The organism is Mycoplasma sp. 2261, assembly GCF_053851575.1.
Genome location: NZ_JBSQAX010000005.1, coordinates 1 through 19,636, shown reverse-complemented (window position 1 = coordinate 19,636; position 19,636 = coordinate 1). Strand labels below are relative to the sequence as shown.

The window sequence follows — 19,636 nt, the reverse complement described above, 5'->3', positions numbered from 1 at the left end:
AAACGAAAAAGTACTAATGGCAAACATAAATATAAATATAAAAAATTTAATAAATCAACTTATTTTGTGGGTTTTTATAATTTTTTTTTAAATTATTTATATATAATACTAAATTATTTTGCTACAACCATTTTTTAGGAGGAATGTATGAAAATAAAAATTATTGTTGATTCTTCATCTGGATTAACAGAAAAGCAGGCTAATGAGCTTGGTTGAGGATTTATACCATTGCAATGCGAAATAGACGGTAAAACATATCAAATCGGAAGAGACATTGTTGTTGATGATTATGCTAAAATGTGAAGAGAAAATAAAAAAATTAATGCCACCACTGCAGCTTCTTCGCCAGCGATTAATGATATCGAGATAAACAAATACTTAAATGAATATGATTTAATTTTAGTTTATCCTATCTCTAAATTTTTATCATCACAAACATCATTTCTTAAAACACAATTTCAAGATAACAACAAAGTATATATTGTTGAATCAAAAAGAATTTCCTTCTTGATTCTAAAAGATTTATTTAAATTTGAATCTCAAATTAATTCAGGTGTTTCTTTTAAAGATGCTATAAAACATTTTGAAATAAATAATGAAAGATTAATCTTAATTCCACAATTTAACGACGCTCTAGTCAAAGGTGGAAGGCTTTCAAAAGGTGCTGCTGCAATAGCTAAATTATTAAAAATAGTTCCACTAATCGCTTTTGACAATGGTGTATTAGAAAAGGATTCAATTGGGCGCGTATTTACTAAATCACTTGAAAAAACTGTTACAGATATGTGAAATAAAAACAAAGACACTCCTGATGGAAAAGTGCTTTTTGTTCTTCATTCAGATAATGAAATGATTGAGGAGCTTTTGACAAAATTTAAAAACATCATAAATGATCAGATTCCAATTTATACATACAAGTTACCAGCCGATGTTTCTATTCATACAGGAATTGGGGCCGTAGCAGTTTCAATAGTTTCTATAGATAATGAAACCCAAAAAAAATTCGACTCATTACTAAAAAAATAATTAGGTTTAAACAACGAGTAAAAAACTCGTTTTTTAAATAAAAGTAGTATATAATTCCTAATAATTGAATACAAGTTTAATTTATAAATTAAAACCTTAAACTATAAATTATAAAAATATAGCATTTGAAAGGAAAGATTATGAATACAAAGAAAAAACGCACTTTGCTAAATATTTTAATATCATCATCGGTATTAAGTTTTCTGCCCACTCTAGGCTTAATTTCATGTGAAAATGAGCAAGATAAAGAAAAGCGTTTAGTTAAGGAAGCTCTTACTAAATTAGAAGGTTTATTAAAAAATGTTGAAAATGAAAATAAAACAAATTTCAAAAGCAAGGCCTATATCGAATCAAAAAATGAAATTAAAAAAATTAATGAATTGCTTGAAGATAATAACATTAGTAACATTGAACTAAAAAAAGCAAAAACTAAATTATCTCAACTAAACAATCAAATTTCTAGTGAACTAGAAAATATTCGCAAAATTAACGAAGAAAACGATGGTAAACCAAAAATTGATAGCACTCTTAAATATTCTGATGAACAATTTTTAGCTGATTTTAATAGATTAACTAGTTCCCAAGATATTGAGACTAATTTTGTTTTATCTTTTGAAAATCTCTTCCCTTATCATGAAAAAAAGCAAATCTTTCCTAGTCAACTTCAAAAACAATATGCATCACTGCTTATAAAAGCCAAAGATGATGCGATAAACAAAAAAATTGAATTTAGTGTCTTTAATATTGATTTGGAAGATAAGGCCAACACCACTGGCGAAGCTGAAATTAGACTTGTATTTAGAAACAAAGCAACTAACACGCAAAAAAATTACAAATTTAAACTATCAGGTTTAAACAAAAATAATTTCAATGTTGATAGTGAAGGTAATAGACCTAATGGAAGAGTTTCTGATGAAAAAATTGAAGAAAGTGAAATTCAAAAATATCAAAAATTAAGTCAATATGATCGTTATAAAAAAGATAACAATGAATATGTAGAAAGACTGAAAGATAATTATAAGAAAAACGGTATTAATAATTTAAAAGATTTCAGAGCTTTCCTAAATATAAGCGATGCAAAGAAAAAAGAATTTGATCAAAAAGCGCAAGAATTAAAATTAGATACCTATGAAAATTCCGCCTACAAAGGTTTCAGTGTCCCTACATACAAACAAGATGGCACATTAGATGGATTGGAATTAAATGGTGTTGAGGTTGGTAAGCAACCTAGTTTAATTGATTCATTAGGAAAACCAGATATCTTTAAAACCATCGGTGTCGCAAGAACAATCATTAACGAACAGTATCTAAAAATAGCTAAACAAACATTTTCAATTTCAATAAGTAATTACAAAACTTATGAAAAAGAAATTTCTGAATCTAATGATTTAATTAAATTCTGAAAAGATGAAAAAAATGAAGAAACCTTCAAGAAAAAAATTCAAGAAAAAATTACTCAGCTAAAAGAAGATAAAAAACAAGTTGAAGCAGATTGAGATAAAAAAATAAAAGAAAATACTGATGAACATCTTGTGGAAAGTCTTAACAAGCAAAAAACACAAAGTCTTAAAGAATATGATGATAGAATAACTCATTTCGAAAAACATACAAGACCGGCAGAAATTAAGGAATTAGAGCAAAAAATTAATGAATACAAAAAACGTGCTGAATCAAAGAAGGAAAATAATGTTGAATCTGGTACTATGTGAATTCTAGACTTTCAACCAGATAGCACAGGAAAATATCCAACTAAATGATATTTTGGAACAAATGCCCACGTTGCAAGGGCTATAACTAAGGATTTAAGTGGATTCTCATTAACAAGAATTAATAAAGACATTCATAGCGGAGCAAAACTAAGAATATCAGATATGGATGACAATATCACAACTTTTGGAACTCAAAATAAAGATGCAATTAGAACCATTTTTAATGCAACTGACTACCTAAGCACTCATCCAACTGATTTTTTATCAGAACGTCAAAAGAAAATTTATGAAGGTGTTGAAGAATTTGCTGATTTTGCTGTTATTGAAATTGACTTTGAAAAAATTAAAGATTTTTCAGCATCCTCTAATTCAGCAACCTTAACTGAAGCTTTAAAGGCTAAAAAAGATTTCAATCTAGCTAAAGAAGTTACAAATGATTATGCCAATGATAAAAAATCTCATATCAAATTTAGAAGCAAATCATATCTTGTGGATTATCAAGCAATAGATTATCCGTTAAGTGGAAAGATTCCACCTAGTCTTGATCATTTATTTGCCGTTGGATGGCCAAGCGCCCGTGAAGATTTCTATTTAAAAGCATACATCGATGATGATCAAAGAGAAAGAGCAAAGTTTGGTTATTCATTTAGTTTATGATTTAATGCTAATTATGACTTTTATGATGCAAAATTAACCAACTCTGAAAACGGGCCATCTTCATTCCCTAGTGATGTGCTAAATAGAGGAAATTATTTATCATATCAAATTGGTTATCGTTCATTCGCTGACAAACCTGGGGTTCTAGATTCTTTTATTAGTGCGCCAATCAATGGTGATAAATTATTTGAATATGAAAATAAGAAATATATCAGCATGAGCCTTAACTATCTACCAAGAAGATGAGCACCAGCTGGCGGATCATCTGGTTCATCAATTAGAAACCAAAATAATGAATTAGTCGCTATTCACCATACAACCAATCAATTTGCAAGAACTGGGCTTGCTCTTGCGTTTAGATCAGAAGGATTTAATTATCAAGGTTTATTCGGAAAATATAATCTTCCAGAATATGACTTAATTTATGGTGGTGGCAAGGATCAAACAAAATCATATAGACAAGCTCTAAAAAATCTTTATCCAAATCTACAAAAAACCAACCTATTTGCAAACGGATTAGGTGATGAGAATATTCCAGAGCAATTTAAATTCAAGAAAGGAACCACAAGATAATGCAAAATTCCACAGTCAAAGAAAATCGCATATATGATGACTTTGAGTCATTATTCAATAATAAGCGAAAAAATCTGTTAGTATCAATCTTGAAAATTACTATCATTTCCTTGTTTATTTTTTTATCAGGATTAATCTTATTTTTTGCCCCCATAACAATTTTTTCAACAAAACTTTTCGCTCCTTTTACAAATACCCCTGAATACTTCCTAAACTTTTCAAGTTTATCATTGGAGCGTATTAATTACCTCGCTATATTCAGAATTTCACTATTAATTAGTATCTTTTTATACACAATTAGCAAAAACTTTTCTAATATCTTCACCCATAAAGAATCGGCTAAAAAATATATACCTTGATTTATCATATATTCAACCCTATCAATTATTTCTGTAATATTGTTATTTACGATGTTTAGTGAAAAAACACTAAGTTACTACTATTTATCATTCTTATCAGTTATATTATTAATTGTCGATGTTGCCTATGCAATTTATACATACAAATTAAAGAAAAAAACTAATCCTTTATTTTATAAAAACAAAAAAACTCTTATTATTTCAATTATTTCTCGATCAATTTTAGTCATAGGTTTTATGGCTACGATATCAGCATGAATATTCACCATCGAAAAAGATGAGCAAAAATTTGATTTTCTAGATAATAACCCTGTACATCAATTCTTTATAAGTTTATTTTCACAAAAAAGTGGAATTAATCTATTTTACTTAATTCTAATTTTTGTTACATTAGGAGTGCTAATATTTGGAATCAATATCGAAAGAATTTTATGAACCGCATCAAAACAACAAAAAAATAATGAATCTAGAGAAAGACTACTTCTTTATATTGGTTTTGCCTTTACTACTGTAATTTGATTTATTCGTGCACTATTTTATAAAACAAGTTCAAATGTCATTGATGCTGAAAAACCATCAAGAAATTATATTTATCTTATTGGCTTAATATTTATTGTCCTATTTTTTATTAGTTATGTCCTAGTAAGTTTTCTAAAACCACTAAAAATTAAAGGGGTTTTATTAAATACAATTTTTACCGGCTTTATTTTTACACTAATTTGAATAATAACCGCAATTGTAAGTTTAAAAAATCAAGAAATTATTGTCACAAATATTACTCTTTTATTTTCTTCAATATTCAGCATTATAATATTAATGCTTTATAAATACAAAACTTCAAATGAACCTATATATGTTTCAATAATATTGAAGAGTTTGGTTTTATTAGTAATATTTACCCTAATAATTAATGGTTTAAATGCATTACTACTTTCAAATAATAACCAATCATTCTATAATATTCCTTCAAAACTTTCGCTGGACCAAATTTTTGTAATCACTACTTTAAGTTTTGCTGTTTTATTTAACATATCAACTGTTATAAATCTAATTTGAACTCTAACAGTAATTACGAAGAAAAATAATGTCATAAACCAAGGAGTTTCAAATGAAGTTAAGTAGGAAAGAACAAAATATTTTAAAAGCCGTACAAAATGATTTAGAAGTATTTAATTATGATTTCATGCAACTAAAGAAACAACCTAACTTTATCTCCTTTGATAAATTAATGTCAACAATTCAATTAAAAGCTCAAACAAAATCAAAGGATATAGATGTTAAAAAATTGTTTAATTATCTAAAACAGGCTCAAAATAAAAAATATGAAATTATTTTGGATGAATTTGTTTTATCCTATAAATTGGACGAAAGATTGAATAATTACTACCTAGTACCATTTATAAAGCAATTTCCATCAACAAATATTGAATCAATTAATCTAAGAACTGAAACTAACCTATTTAAATCAAAAATAGCGCTTTACTTCAATGAAGAGATAAAGCAATTATTAAATAAGAATTTCTTTGTTGAAATTATTGAAAATATTATTGTTAAAACAGATAATGAATCTAATTTATTAAACATATTTTACAACGAAAAAAGTATTATAGGATGATAGTATGCATTTAAAAAAATGAGAAGAAAAATTACAAAACCTTGAAGGAATATTGACAAAGGTAAATAATTCCAAAAATATTCTTTTGATTGAGATAATGAAGCTTACGAGAAAGCTAAAATTCAATATTTCTAATGCATTGCTAAATATCAACTTAATCAATGCTATTAAGGAAAAATACACAATAAAAAATAAGTTAATTAATGATTCTGAAAATAATAATAAAACTATTCAAAAATTACGTAATATATTTAAAAAACGATCAGTACTTTGGATTTATTTGACCGAGAACCAAAAATACTCAACAGATTCATATAGTAGATATGAAAAAAAGCTACTTACAAATGTAAATCCTAAACACGATGATTTTATAACAATTGGCCAAAGAGCTAGTGAATTTTGTAATCAAAACAAGTTTAACGTAATAAAATCCTTTAGTGAAGAAGAAAAACAGGCTACCAATCTTGCTTGAAGAGTTAGTCAATTAGTTAAGACCTTATATATAGATAATAACTATTCAAAAGTTAATTTTGTTCTTAATACCAATAAAAATTATAACGGGCACTTTACAGTTCTTCCTATCGATGAATTCAACATTAATAAACTAGTAAATGAAGTTGATAAACAAAATTCAGTTGGTGATATTTCTGGTTACAAAATTTATCCCGGTATTGAGGATTTTGTTGAAAATGAAATAAACATCATTTTAGAAAATGCTATATATTCATTGTTAATTGAATCATTTTTCTACAATGCCAAAAATGACCTTGTTACAACCAATAAAATTATTAATCAAATTGAAGAAGATATTGCAAAGGTTAAGAAAAAAATAATTCGTACTAAACGTGAAAAGGAAATTGAAGAAATTGTTTTATTAACAAAAGCAAACGAAGGTTTTGGGGGTATTAAATAATGATTAATAATAATTCATTTAAAATTAATATTCACTTCATTGGTAATAAACATCTATCAATCAGAAATGCCATATTATTTATCAATATTGATGAAGAGGATGAGTGGGGTCTTGCTAATTCAAATTCAATGATGGCATTTGAAAACACAGTTATTAAAATTAGAGACCTTGATCAAGAAAAAGAATTATTTTTATTTTTAATTAACGCAAATATAATCATCAAAGAAAACGAAATTAACATTAATTCATTTAGTAAGTTAGAATTATACAAACAAAACAATAAGATAAAATTTGATAATTTGCAAATCAAAGAAATAACAACTAAAATTAATTACTATGAATCATTGCAAAAAATTGGACTAAGTCTTGACCAATTTCTTGAAGAAAAACATTTAAAACAAAGGCTATATATGTTAAAAATGGAGCAAAAACTAAAATTAGTCAAGGAGGAAAATTATGAAATTAAAAAATAAATTATTCTCTTTAAGTTTAATCAGTGTGATCCCGCTTCCCTCGTTAGCTCTTATTTCTGCCTACAATCGTCAAGACGAAACAAAAGAACTCAAACAAGATGCGCCTCAAAAACCCGCTGATCCAAACAAGCAAAAACCAAAAGCTCCAGAAAAACCTAGCCTAGCTCTCGACTTTGATACCTTTGCCAAATTTACAAAAGATAATGTGGAAAAAAATGTTGAAAAAATAATTGACTTTACCATTAAATATCTTGATAATGAAAAAGGAAAATTGTTGAAAGATTTAGACAAGGATTTTAAACCTAATTTAGAAAAACTCATCTACATCCAAGTCCTACAACAGTATCTTGAAAAAAACAAAGATGCATTAAAAACTAAGCATATGAATAACCTTGGTTTCACAATTGTTTTTCCATATGTAATGTCAACTAATAAAAATTACATTCCATCTGTAGTTGAATACGAAGGGCAAAAATTTGATAACATAAAGGTCGGAAAAACTAAAGAAACTAACTATGAAGAACAAATTAAGCCAAATGGAAAAATTACAAAAGATAAAGAACAACTTAATACAATTACCAAACAAAGACTTGATAAATTAATAAAGGATTACTTTGGTGCGTTGCAAAAGCAACTTCCAAACATGCTTTTCGACAAGGTGGACATCCCTAAAATAGGAGAACAAATTAATATTAAATTCGGCACCTTCAAAGAAAAAGAAAATACAATTAATGGTTTTAGTTTTACTCAGCCCAAAGACTTTGCATCATGAGAAGATTACATTGTTTCGAAATTGCATAAGAAATTTGTTAAATTTGATCTTGATCAGAATAAAAAATTCATTCTTGATGAACAAAAAAATAAAAAAGAAGATGAACCAATAAGAAAACCGCCAATAATTCCCGGGGATAAACAACAAAAAGAAATTGATACCCAAGAGCAAATTCAAGCTCTTCCTTCGCTAATACCTAATGTTTCTTCAATTTACACATCTAAAACAGCAAACAATCTAAAAACGTTTTTTGATAGTTCAAAAGCAGAAGAAAAAGAAAAGATATTCTTTTTTGATAATGCCATTAACACTAGATTTAAATATAGCGTAATTAATCTAAAAAGTGAAGGTGGAAATTCATTATCAGCAACAGTGAGAATTAGTGATAGAGTAGATCCTAAAAAGAGTCGTGATTATGTAATTAAAATAAATATTGATACTTCTCCGGAACAAGAATCACTTAATTACGCATATGAAGAAATAATTAAAGAAAATAAACAACTATTTAGCAAAATATTTACCGCTTTGGGAATTGATGACAAAATAAACTATAATGATTTAAGAAATGATACGCTACGTAGCGTTTTATATAATATGGTTGGTACAGGGGTTTTAATCACTAATAAAGAATCGTATGTAAATGCTGCTAACGATATAATCACAAAAGCTGCTGAAAATCTCTTAAAAAACGAAAATAACAAATCTGTTATCGAAGCCGACATTAAAAACTCAAATTATCTATTATTAACTAGTTTATTTTCTTCAACAATCAATGGTGTAGATTATTTTAGTAGTCTTGCTAACTCTCTTAAAGCTGTTTTAATACAATTTGAAGAAATAATTAAGATAAATAAAGACATTATTAAGAAAAACTTTGCTCAAAATGGATTTGATTTAAATTTAATAAATCAATATTATGACCTTATAAATAAACAAATATCTCGTTTAATTTCTTCAACTGGTTCAAGAACTATTAATATTTTTAGCTGATATGATAATTACACTAAGCAAGTCAAAAACATTATTGAAAGATTTGATATTCTTGCTGCTTTAATCGATAATAAAAAACCAGATAAAAAAGAGGACAAAGAAAAATTTACAAATTCATATCTAAAAGCGGAAATTCAAATTAAAGATAATAATCTAGAAGGAAAAAAAGCTTTAAACCAAGCTGGTTATGCAATATTTGCAATTAGTGCATTATTAACAATAATTGCAATTACCTTTATTGCTATAAAAAGCAAAAAACTCGGTACTATAAAATTAAAAAAACTTTCAATTTCAGTAATCGGCATAATCTTGTTTGTTCTTGTTCTTTCTATTGTAATGTCAATAATCTAATTCAAAATAGAGTTTTTAATAAGAAATTGTTACGCAATTATTAAAACTCTATTTTTTTTTTTTTTTTAAAAAAAAAAAGCAAAATTAACTAGGCCAAAGTTTCAAAAGGCTAGTAAATTTCGCATTTCAATAGCAAAATAAGTTCAAATTTGATGTCCAATTTATAACCCTGCCCAATGTTCATAACCCGAAATTCAAAAAAAAAAAAAAAAACATTATTATATTAGTAAAAAAATTAAATACCAAAACATAAGAAAAGGTTTAAATATGACTGAAAACAAACATGAAATTAAAACAAAAAAGAAAAAAACACCTAGAGTTTTACTAGGAGCAGAACTAGCAATAGCAGCAACATTGGCGACTGGTGCCATAATAACAGCATACCTAGTTAGCAATAACCAAAATAAGTTAGAAATAAACAAACAAAAAATAACTAGTAACTCAGCTTCATTTATACTAAAAAACTATAAAAATTATGAAAACACCGAATTTACAGCAAGAATCTTTCCCGAAAATAATCCAAAAGCTTTTCTTGAAAAGAAATACATTATAAACAAAAATAATGAAACTATTTCTTGGGGTGAAAAAAGAAACGAAGCTCCTTTAGAATCTAGCACTGATTATGAATTTCAAATAATTTTTAAAAATAAACCTATTTTAAGTCATAAATTCAAGACATTAAACAATATAACTGAACTTAATAAGAAAGCAATAGAACAAGAAAGAACAAATAAACTATTAAAAGAAGCGCAAAAAATTAAAGAAGATTTAGAAAGAAAACTCTTAGATTCACTTACAAGAAACCAGGAATTAAAAAAACAGAATGAAAATCTAAAAAAAGATAAAGACTCGCCAAAAACAAATCCTTCTATTGATTCAAAAAAACTAAGTGCAATAATCAAAGAACTTCAAATGGCAATTATTGAATTAAAGCAAGCTGACCATAACCAAAAAAATGCAACAGAAAAATCATATGAGGCTAACCAAAATTTAGTCCAAAAACAAAACGAAATTTCTTTAATAAACAAAGAGCTTGAAGAAACAAAAAATAAAAAAGAACTAATAAATAACCAAAAACAAAATGCTGATAAAAATCTAGAAAGAATTAACAACATAATTAGCCAAAAAGAATCTGAAATTCAGGCACAAACTAATGTTAGAAATCAACTAGAAGCACAAAAAAATGACAATCAAGAGAAAATCAATAAACTACAAGAAAAGATCAAACAAACCAATCATCTTTTAGCACAAAAACAAAGTGAAATTTCAACTAAAAACAATGAATTAATAGAGGCAAATAAAGAACTAGTGCAAGCTCAGGAAGCCCTAAATAATTCAATGCAAAATTTAGATAATATTAATCAAACAATCATAGACCTCGAAAAACAAAGAAAAAATCTTGAGGCAAATTTATCACAAAATAACAACAGTTTTCAAGAACAAACCAACAAAATCGATCAAATAACAATGCAACTGCACTCTGCTATTGATGAATTAAAAAAAGAGAATGAGAATCAAAAAAATAAAGTAGAAAAAGCTGAACAAGCAAAGCAAAACCTGCTAGAAAAGCAAGGCGAAATTTCACTAAAAAACAAGGAATTAGAACTTACACAAAAACAAAAAGAAACTCTCGAAACTCAGAAACAAAGTGTGCAACAACTTCTTGATAAAATTAGTTTAGATATAGGCAAAAAAGAAAAAGAAATTCTAGATAAAACCGATGTAAAAAAACAATTAATGGTTGAACAAAATAAAGCACAACAAGAAGTTACAAAAGCAAATGAAAAGCTAACACAAGCAACACAATCACTAAATCAAAAAGCAAGTGAAATTTCAACTAAAAATAATGAATTAATAGAGGCAAATAAAGAACTAGTACAAGCTCAGGAAGCACAAAAATCAACAAAGCAAAGCCTAGAAAACACAAACAGACAATTAAAAGAACTAGAAACTAAAAAAGAAGAGGCTGATACAAACCTTTTAAATATCAACAATAATTTACAAGAGGAATCAATCAAAATTTTGCAATTAGCAAATGATTTACAAAGTGCAATTGATGCATTAAAAAAGGCAAATGAGTCTCAAAAGAGTGCAATAGAAAAAGCAAAACAAGCTAAGCAAAAACATTCGCAAAATCAAAATGATATTGCTCTAAAAAATAAAGAATTGCAACAACAAAATAATCTAAAGAGTTCACTACAACAAGAAAAAGCAAAACTAGAACAAGACCTACAAAAATACACGGAAGAAATAAAACAAAAAACCGCTTCTAAAACTACCAAATCACAAGAAAAAAACAAAGCTTCAAGTGCATTAGATACAAGTAAACAAAAAGTCACAGAAACTGAGAATAAATTAGATGAAACTAACAACTCAATTAAAGATAAATCAGTTGCTGTATCTAAAAAAGAAAAAGAATTAGAAATAGAAGAAACTAATTTATCAAATCTACAACGTTTAGAACAATATAATATGCAAGTGTTGCAAGAAAAGAACACCGAATTAGACGGAATTAGTCAAATTTTAGCGCAAACAATACATACATATGAAGAGGCTTATAATCAACATAAATCAGTAGAGCAAGAAAGTTTGAATGCAAAAAATAATATTGAAAGAATAAAAAAAGAAAAAAAGAATGAATTAGAAACTATTAAAGAAATACAGGATGAATTTAACCAGGAAAAGAAAGAGCTTGACGACGAAACTGAAAGAAGATGAAAAAAAATAAAAGATATCGAAAACGCCCCTGACACCAAAACAGATGAGGAAAGGGAAAAAAGAGATGAAGAGTGAAGAAGTGCAATAATATCATGATATGTTTGAAATAATTTTTCACTTAAATCTCGGTTAGAGAGACTCAAAAAACAATATGATCGAGAGCTGATGGATTGGGATTCTGACAAAATTATGTCTGAACTTAAGGCTGCTGAGCAAAAATATAACGATGCCCAAAAGGTATTAGAAGAAAAAACAAAAATACTTGCCGAAAAAACTAAAGAAAAAGATAATGTTCAACAAGAATACGACAATGCTGAACGTGAAAAAAATAACGCAATGCACGAACTTGAACAAACAAAATCTTCTATTCAAGCAAAAAATAATGAGATAGATAGGATAAAAAGAGAGTTAAATGCTGCGAAGCAAAAACTTCAGAATGCTAATGCTACAAAACAATCAAATATAACAGAATTACAAGAAGCTAAAAAAGAATATGAAAGTAATATAAAAAACTTAAATACAAAAATTGCAGAAGAACAAAAAGCTGTAGATACATTAAATAATGTAGAAACAAATAAAAATTTATTACAACAAAAAATACAAGAAACTGAAACAAAAATAAATCAAATAGATAATGAAATTGCTAAAATCAACCTTTCATTAGCGCCATTAACTAATTCAAGCAAAACATTGCAAACAGAAAATAACGGAGCTGAAAGCGAATTGAGTCAAGCTAATAAAAATGTAACACAAAAAACTAGTGATCTTGAATTAGCAAACACTAAATTAAAAGAAGCAAACGCTAAAATTCAGGAAATTAAGAAAAATAAAGAAGAAGCAACCTTAGCCAAACTAGAAGCTGATAATAATTTAAAGGAAACTCTAAAAAATAAAAGTGATCTCGAAACCCAACTTCAAACCACGATACAAACAATAGATGAAAAACAAAAAGAAGTAAACAAAAAAAATAATGCACATGAAATAGCAAAACTAGAAGAACAAAAAGCCCAAGCTAATAAGGAAAAAGCAGATTTTGAACATAAAATAGCAACCCAAAAACTAAATAATAAAAATCAAGAATTAAACAACATATCAAAGCAATTAAATGATGAACAACAAGTATTGCAAGATTATAAAACTACAAAACAAAATACACAACAAGAAGCTGACAAATTAGCAAGTCAAATTAGCATTGTTAATGAAAATATTAAAAATATAGAACATGCTATCAATAACTCAAATCAATCAAAAACCATAACTGAAAACACAAATGCACAAGCACAAAAGGATTTAGAAGAAGCAAATAAGAAGGTAACAAATAAAGCTCAAAATATAGAAAATATAAACTTAAAATTACAAGCAGCAAATAAAGAAATTAAAAAAATTAAAGATACTAAAGCTAATGATGCTTCAAAATTAAAAAAAATAAATAGTGATATTCAAATGATTTTAAACAAAAAAGAAGAAAAAGAAGCTGAGTTAAAAACTCTGACACAATCAAAGGATAAAAAAATTGCAGAAATAAATAAAATAAACAAAAATCTCGAATTCACAAGATTAGAGCAACAAAAAACTCAAAATAATAAAGAGAATACAATATCATTTTTAGATATTGCACAACAAAATCTAGATAACACAATTGAGCAATTAAAAAATAAAGATAACGAGTTGCAAAAAACCAAACAACAACTTAGCGAATCTCAAAGTGTCTTAAAGGAAACAACACAAGATATAAGTGAACAAGAAGAAAAACTAGAAACTATAAATAAAGATATCACAAACCTAAACCAAACTTTAGTAAGTAAAACAAAGGAAAAAGAAGAAGCAAATTTAGCAAATACAAATGCTAAAAAAGAATTAGAAAAAACAAGTCAAGAATTAGTTGAAAAATCAAAGAAACTTGAACAACTAATCAATAAACCACAAACCCATACTAATAACTAAAAAATAAAAATATCAGAAAAAAACATCAGACTCAAATTTAAATAAAAAGATTTGGGTCTTTTCTTGTTTTGTATTAAAAACAATTAAATTAAGTTTTATTAATAATTTAATATAAAAAAAGAATAAAAAAAAATGGCGATCGTAGCAGGATTCGAACCTGCGACCACATGCTTAGAAGGCACGTACTCTATCCCCTGAGCTACACGACCGTTGCATATAATATTTTAGCACTAAAATAAATTTAAGAACGCTTTTTATAAAATTTATTTTTGCATTAATTATCACAATACATATAAAATGAATTTTGATATCAAAATATGAGCTTTTTATATAGGCTATTATCCTATAATAAAAGATGCAAAATTTTGATAAAATTGTAGTTAAACAATTAAATAAAATCATAAATCTATCTTAATTTAAGTTGAGTTTGTATTTTTAAATCATAAAATTGGGAAAATAAATATTTAATTTCAAATATCAAAAAATTTTGTTCTTGTATAGAGCAACACAAACTTATAAATTTTTCAAAATCAATAAGTTTTTATAAAAAACTAATTAAATTAATCTATTTCACATCTTTGAATAAGTAAATCAATAATTTTGATAATGAACCTTAATAAAAGCGTAAAATTTCAATATTATAGGGAATTAAGAGGGAATTAAAATATGAAGAAAAAGTTCTTATTTCTATTAGGTACACCATTACCATTAATATCATTGAGTGCTGTTTCATGTTATAGTGATTTTGATTATTTAGACAATGGTCCTTCTAAAATTTTTAATATCAAGAAAACAAAATTTATAAATTTATCATCAAAAGATTATTCAATAAAAAATAAAAATCTAAACTTATATTTTCTTGACAATAAAATTCATCAACCATATGTTGCTATTGAGGAAATGCTAGGTGTTTTAAATGGCTTCGTTGATACTTCGCTAATTAGAAAAATACCGACTTATGACATCAATGCAACACAACTAGTTTCAAATAATCAATTAATGTATATTGACGCAGATCGTGATATTATTAGTGTTAGCAACGAAGCATTTTTTAATTTTGTTAAGCAAAGCAATTCAACTAATTACTCACGCTTCATAAGTTATGAAGGCTCAAAAATTGAAAATATTAATGATTTAAGCGGATCTATCAAATTTGATTTAAGAAGTTATCACATCGATATTTTTAAAGAGGGGAGAAGAACTTTTATTCCTTTAAGTATTTTTAATACCTTATTTTGTAGTCAAAACTATTACAATCTCTACTATAATGGCGATGCGGTTTATGGTAAATTTTTTTCACTAATGGAAGATGAAAATGACGCTTACTCATATCAACAAGGTTCATGGTCGGCGGATAAAGAAACAACACAGGATCGAATTTATAACCTTGATAATCTCTTATTTACCCTTGATAATTTTTATGGACTTAAATCATATAAAAATATATCAAACTTTCAACAGTATATCAACGATATAAAAAAAGAATTATTAAGCAATAATCCCGATATATATAACAAGGCATATGCAAAATTATTCTTTAACAAATTAAATGACTTGCATACTAGAATTAATATGTTAAATATATTCACAAACAATAGTAAAAAAATCAATGATTATGCATCTAAATTATATGGAACTGAACGAGGTGAATATGCCAAAGTTAATGAATACCTTGAGCAAAAAAGAGCCATACTTGAGCAAAAAATTAAACAAGATGGCTTTATTATAAATGGTAACTTAGCATATATTATTATCGATAATTTTGAAACAGCATCTAATAATGAAATTTATGCAAAAAATATCAAAAGTGACACATTTGAATTTTTAAGAAATACATTGCAAAAAATATTAAAACAAAAAAATATTAAAAATGTTGTGATTGATATTTCTAGAAATGGTGGTGGAAATATTGGAGCAATGTATCGTGCTGTTGGTTTATTAACAAATAAGGACATTGTTGTGCATAGTAAATCACTACTTTCTGGTATTATAGAAACACAAAAATATAAAATCGATGCTAACAAGGATGGCAATTATTATGATAATGATGCATTTGAAAACTTTAATTACTATATATTAACTAGCAAAAATACTTTTAGTGCTGCTAACACATTTTCAGGAATCATAAAGGAACTAAAAGTAGCCAAAATTATAGGTCAAAAATCTGGAGGAGGGACCGCGCCTGTATTGCCCTTGGTTTTAAATGATGGAACATCAATATCAACTAGTTCACCATTAAATTATTTATATAAACATCACGGATCAGAAATAAATCTAGAAGATGGTGTAAAACCAGACATTGAAATTCCATATAACAACTTTTATGATATAGACTATCTAACTAAAATTTTGCCTAAATAAATCTAAATTTAAATTGAATTTTTTCTTTAAGCAATAAAGTAGGAATTTAAAATTCCTACTTTTAGATTTTTATTTTCTTAATTTCACTGGCGATTTTTGTATTAATAATTTTAGATAATTCTAAAATATCTGCGTCAATTATTGCCTGATATGAGCCAAACTTTTCTAATAATTTTTGTTCTATCTTAGGCCCAACACCTTTTATTTTTGTTAAGAGACTATCTGTAATTATTTTATTGTGTCTTTTATTATAAACGGCCTTAGCACTCTTATCGACATCATATTGAATTTGCGATAAAAAATTAAACACCTTAGCATCTGAAATTTTAATTTCTACGCCACTATCATTAATTAATCTTGCAAACTCGTGGTGATTATTTTTTACAAGTCCGAAAATAGGCACATTTTTATGAAATTTTTTCAAGGCCTTAATTGCAGCATTAATTTGAATCTCACCGCCATCAACAAAAATCAAATTAATATCTTCAGCAATTGAATGGTCACAAAAAAACTTACTAATATTTTGATACATATAATGGTAATCAGAATTAGCATCTTCATTTTTGCAAAGTATATAAGAACGATTAAATTTCTTAACATTAATTCCATCAACAAAAATCATGCCTCTGCCAACGACTTCTTTAGTTGCTGATTGAAACGAATTATCGAATATTGCAAGCCTTGAACAATCAATATTTAATATATTTTTTAAAGATTGGAGAATATCATTGGTTTTTGTTTTATCTTTTATTTTCTTTATTTTATTGCTTAAATCATTCTTAGCATTAGCATTAGCTAAATCAAGTAATTTAGAATTTATACTATAATTCTTTTTAATAATTGAATTTCTAATTTCTTTATTAAAAGGCTGATTTTTATATTTATCATCAATAATTATTTGATCAGGAATAAGGTTGTTTTTATAAAAATTTTCTATAAATTCAAATACCAATTCTTCTTCATTTTTTTCAAAACAAAATTGAAAGTCTTGGCGATTATTTAACAATGAATAACGATATTGTAAAATAGAAGCAAACAAAATATTATCATATAAATATACGCCCCATACATCAATAGATTTTTTTGTCTTTAATCTAATGTTTTGAATATTATTCTTTTCGTTTATAAAATCAAGAATTTTTTTAAGTTCTTCCGCCCTTCTAAAATCAAGTTGTAAGGAGGCGCTTCTAATTTTACTAATTAATTCTTGTTTAAATTCTTTATTAAATTTTATTATTTCCTTTGCTTTTGCGAATCTTTTATCTACCTCTACCGGAGTCATTTTTTTAATAATTAATCCTTCTTGCGTTTTTAATAAATGGACTAAATATTTAATTAATAGACGTGTTTTTTCACCATCTACAACCGGACCATAATAAATAATATCATCACGTTTTTTATATTCATTTTTAAGTTGTATATCAATACTATTGGCTTTTTTTATAATACAAATATAAGGATAATTATTATGAGAGGGGAGCATTACATTATATTTAGGTTTATATCTATTAATACTAGCTCGTTCAAACATCAAGGCTTCCGATTCCTTATCAAAAACGGTTGTATCAAAAGAAGCAATATGTTTTAACATTGCACTAGTTTTAAATGAATTATGAACATTTTTGTCAAAATATTGTGACATCCGTGATTTTAGGTTTTTGGCTTTGCCCACATAAATAACATTGCCATCTTTATCTTTTCAAAAATAAACACCAGGTTTTGTTGAAACGTCTTTAATTAATTCTTTATCAATCATTAGTTATTTCATATTTTCTTCAAGAGTATGAATAATAATATCTAATCTTCTAAATGGATCGATATCAAAATCATTAAGGGTTATTTCATAGGCAATATCTTCAAATACACCAAACTTAGGTTTTTCGATTGTTTTATCTAACTTCAAATTAATGTACTTAATTGGCTTTTTATCTAATAAGAAATCAATATTAAATTTATAAAGTGGTTTAATATCTTTAATAATTTCTACCCCTTCAATTTTATTTTCTATAGCATGATAATAAAAAATACTATTTAATGAATTTTTTCTACCAAACGAAATTAACAAAGCATATTTTTTATCATGAATTTTAATACCTAAAACTGCATAAGGGTCAACCAAATAATTCTTAAATTTTTGGTCATCCAATATCAATGCAACATACGGATGCGAAAGATGAATTATTTTTTCAAATTCTTCATCGGAAATTTCATATAAAATAGCATTATCAACCAACGGAAATAATTCTGTTTGTTGTTCTAACGTGATAAAAGCTTTTAAATTTTGCTCATTTTCATTAGGTGAAGTTGAAAATCCCATGTCATCGGTTGCTAGATAATATTTACCAAATTCTAATTTAGTATACACATATACGTTTTCGATAATTTCGTTTGTATCAGTGGCAATAACATTGGCCTGAAATCTTTGATATTGCGGAAACATTTCTCATCTATCAATCATAAATAATTCATCCTTTGTTATTTCAAAAAGAGTGCCTTTAACTTGATGGGCAATATCTTTTTTTAATAAAAAATATGCAGTTTCATCAACACACTTAGCATAGCCATTTAATAAAGCGGGTCTTCTTACGCAATCAGGCGACAATAAATTTTTATAAAATAATTCATCTTGAATAGTTCCATATGAAAATAAATAAATTTTGTTGTCTTTTTCCATTTTTACTCCTTAAACATAAACTAATTTTAGGTAGATATTATTAATTATATTTAATATTATTTTTTTAAGCCCATTTTAGCTTGTAATATTTAAAAATTTCCTAATTTTGAGCCTCTTTCTTTTTTTTTTTTTTTTTATCTAAAATATTAAATTAATATAAAAAACTATACAAAAAATATTTTATTGAGGTGTTTATGAAAAAAACAAATAGAAGAAAAAAAGTTGTAGCCGGAATAATAACCGGTGTTTCAATTGGGGCAACAATTGGAACAGGCTATGTTCTTTTAAATGAAACAATAAAATGAAATCACACAATGGCAAAATTGCAAGCATTAATAAAAAAGATGAATGAGTGGAAGAAACAAAATGAAATTGATAAAAAAACATATACTCACGATCTTTATGCAACCTTTGAAAAAGAACTAAATGAGCTAGAACAATTATTGAATATAAAAGACATCAAAAAAGTAGATGAAATATTAACTAAATTACAATCATCTA

General features: G+C 26.3%; 12 protein-coding genes and 1 tRNA gene. 10 read left to right on the top strand and 3 right to left on the bottom strand.

What is annotated here, in order from left to right; translation table 4 throughout:
* Positions 1-147: 147 nt before the first annotated feature.
* From ACWXVM_RS01470 to ACWXVM_RS01435, 8 genes are all read left to right on the top strand, one after another.
* On the top strand, positions 148-1,026 hold the full coding sequence (locus ACWXVM_RS01470) for a DegV family protein (RefSeq protein ID WP_438340761.1): 879 nt from the start codon (positions 148-150) through the stop codon (positions 1,024-1,026).
* 140 nt (positions 1,027-1,166) lie between these two features.
* Entirely contained in the window at positions 1,167-3,965 is a 2,799-nt protein-coding gene (gene mip, locus ACWXVM_RS01465) for an Ig-specific serine endopeptidase MIP (RefSeq protein ID WP_455993969.1), read from the top strand.
* Complete coding sequence (locus ACWXVM_RS01460; RefSeq protein ID WP_455993967.1) at positions 3,965-5,446, top strand: MSC_0624 family F1-like ATPase-associated membrane protein; 1,482 nt, start codon at positions 3,965-3,967, stop codon at positions 5,444-5,446. Before mip ends, ACWXVM_RS01460 begins: the two co-directional genes overlap by 1 nt.
* Positions 5,433-5,942 carry an MSC_0623 family F1-like ATPase-associated protein gene (locus ACWXVM_RS01455; protein ID WP_438340758.1) on the top strand — a complete coding sequence of 170 codons (510 nt, stop codon included), beginning with the start codon at positions 5,433-5,435 and terminating at the stop codon, positions 5,940-5,942. Before ACWXVM_RS01460 ends, ACWXVM_RS01455 begins: the two co-directional genes overlap by 14 nt.
* Position 5,943: 1 nt before the next feature.
* Entirely contained in the window at positions 5,944-6,852 is a 909-nt protein-coding gene (locus tag ACWXVM_RS01450) for an MSC_0622 family F1-like ATPase gamma subunit (protein WP_455993965.1), read from the top strand.
* Entirely contained in the window at positions 6,852-7,325 is a 474-nt protein-coding gene (locus ACWXVM_RS01445) for an MSC_0621 family F1-like ATPase epsilon subunit (RefSeq protein ID WP_438340756.1), read from the top strand. Before ACWXVM_RS01450 ends, ACWXVM_RS01445 begins: the two co-directional genes overlap by 1 nt.
* Complete coding sequence (locus tag ACWXVM_RS01440; protein ID WP_455993963.1) at positions 7,309-9,438, top strand: MSC_0620 family F1-like ATPase-associated subunit; 2,130 nt, start codon at positions 7,309-7,311, stop codon at positions 9,436-9,438. The genes ACWXVM_RS01445 and ACWXVM_RS01440 overlap by 17 nt, the downstream gene beginning before the upstream one ends.
* 267 nt (positions 9,439-9,705) lie before the next feature.
* The gene (locus ACWXVM_RS01435) at positions 9,706-14,100 is read left to right on the top strand and encodes a hypothetical protein (protein WP_455993961.1); all 4,395 of its coding nucleotides are present in this window, start codon (positions 9,706-9,708) and stop codon (positions 14,098-14,100) included.
* 133 nt (positions 14,101-14,233) lie between these two features.
* Here the strand turns inward: ACWXVM_RS01435 and ACWXVM_RS01430 are convergent.
* Positions 14,234-14,309, bottom strand: a tRNA-Arg gene (locus ACWXVM_RS01430).
* A gap of 457 nt (positions 14,310-14,766) precedes the next feature.
* Between ACWXVM_RS01430 and ACWXVM_RS01425 the strand changes: the two genes are divergently transcribed.
* On the top strand, positions 14,767-16,461 hold the full coding sequence (locus tag ACWXVM_RS01425) for a S41 family peptidase (protein WP_455993959.1): 1,695 nt from the start codon (positions 14,767-14,769) through the stop codon (positions 16,459-16,461).
* Between the two features lie 61 nt (positions 16,462-16,522).
* Here ACWXVM_RS01425 and ACWXVM_RS01420 read toward each other — a convergent pair whose 3' ends face one another.
* Complete coding sequence (locus tag ACWXVM_RS01420) at positions 16,523-18,217, bottom strand: GIY-YIG nuclease family protein (protein ID WP_455993957.1); 1,695 nt, start codon at positions 18,215-18,217, stop codon at positions 16,523-16,525.
* Positions 18,218-18,220: 3 nt separating this feature from the next.
* A complete protein-coding gene (locus tag ACWXVM_RS01415) occupies positions 18,221-19,135 on the bottom strand; it encodes a gamma-glutamylcyclotransferase (RefSeq protein ID WP_438340751.1) in 915 nt (304 codons plus the stop codon).
* Between the two features lie 194 nt (positions 19,136-19,329).
* On the opposite strand from ACWXVM_RS01415, the gene ACWXVM_RS01410 reads away from it, so the two are divergent.
* Positions 19,330-19,636 (top strand): hypothetical protein (locus tag ACWXVM_RS01410; RefSeq protein ID WP_455993955.1); only part of this gene is annotated, 307 nt, incomplete at its 3' end.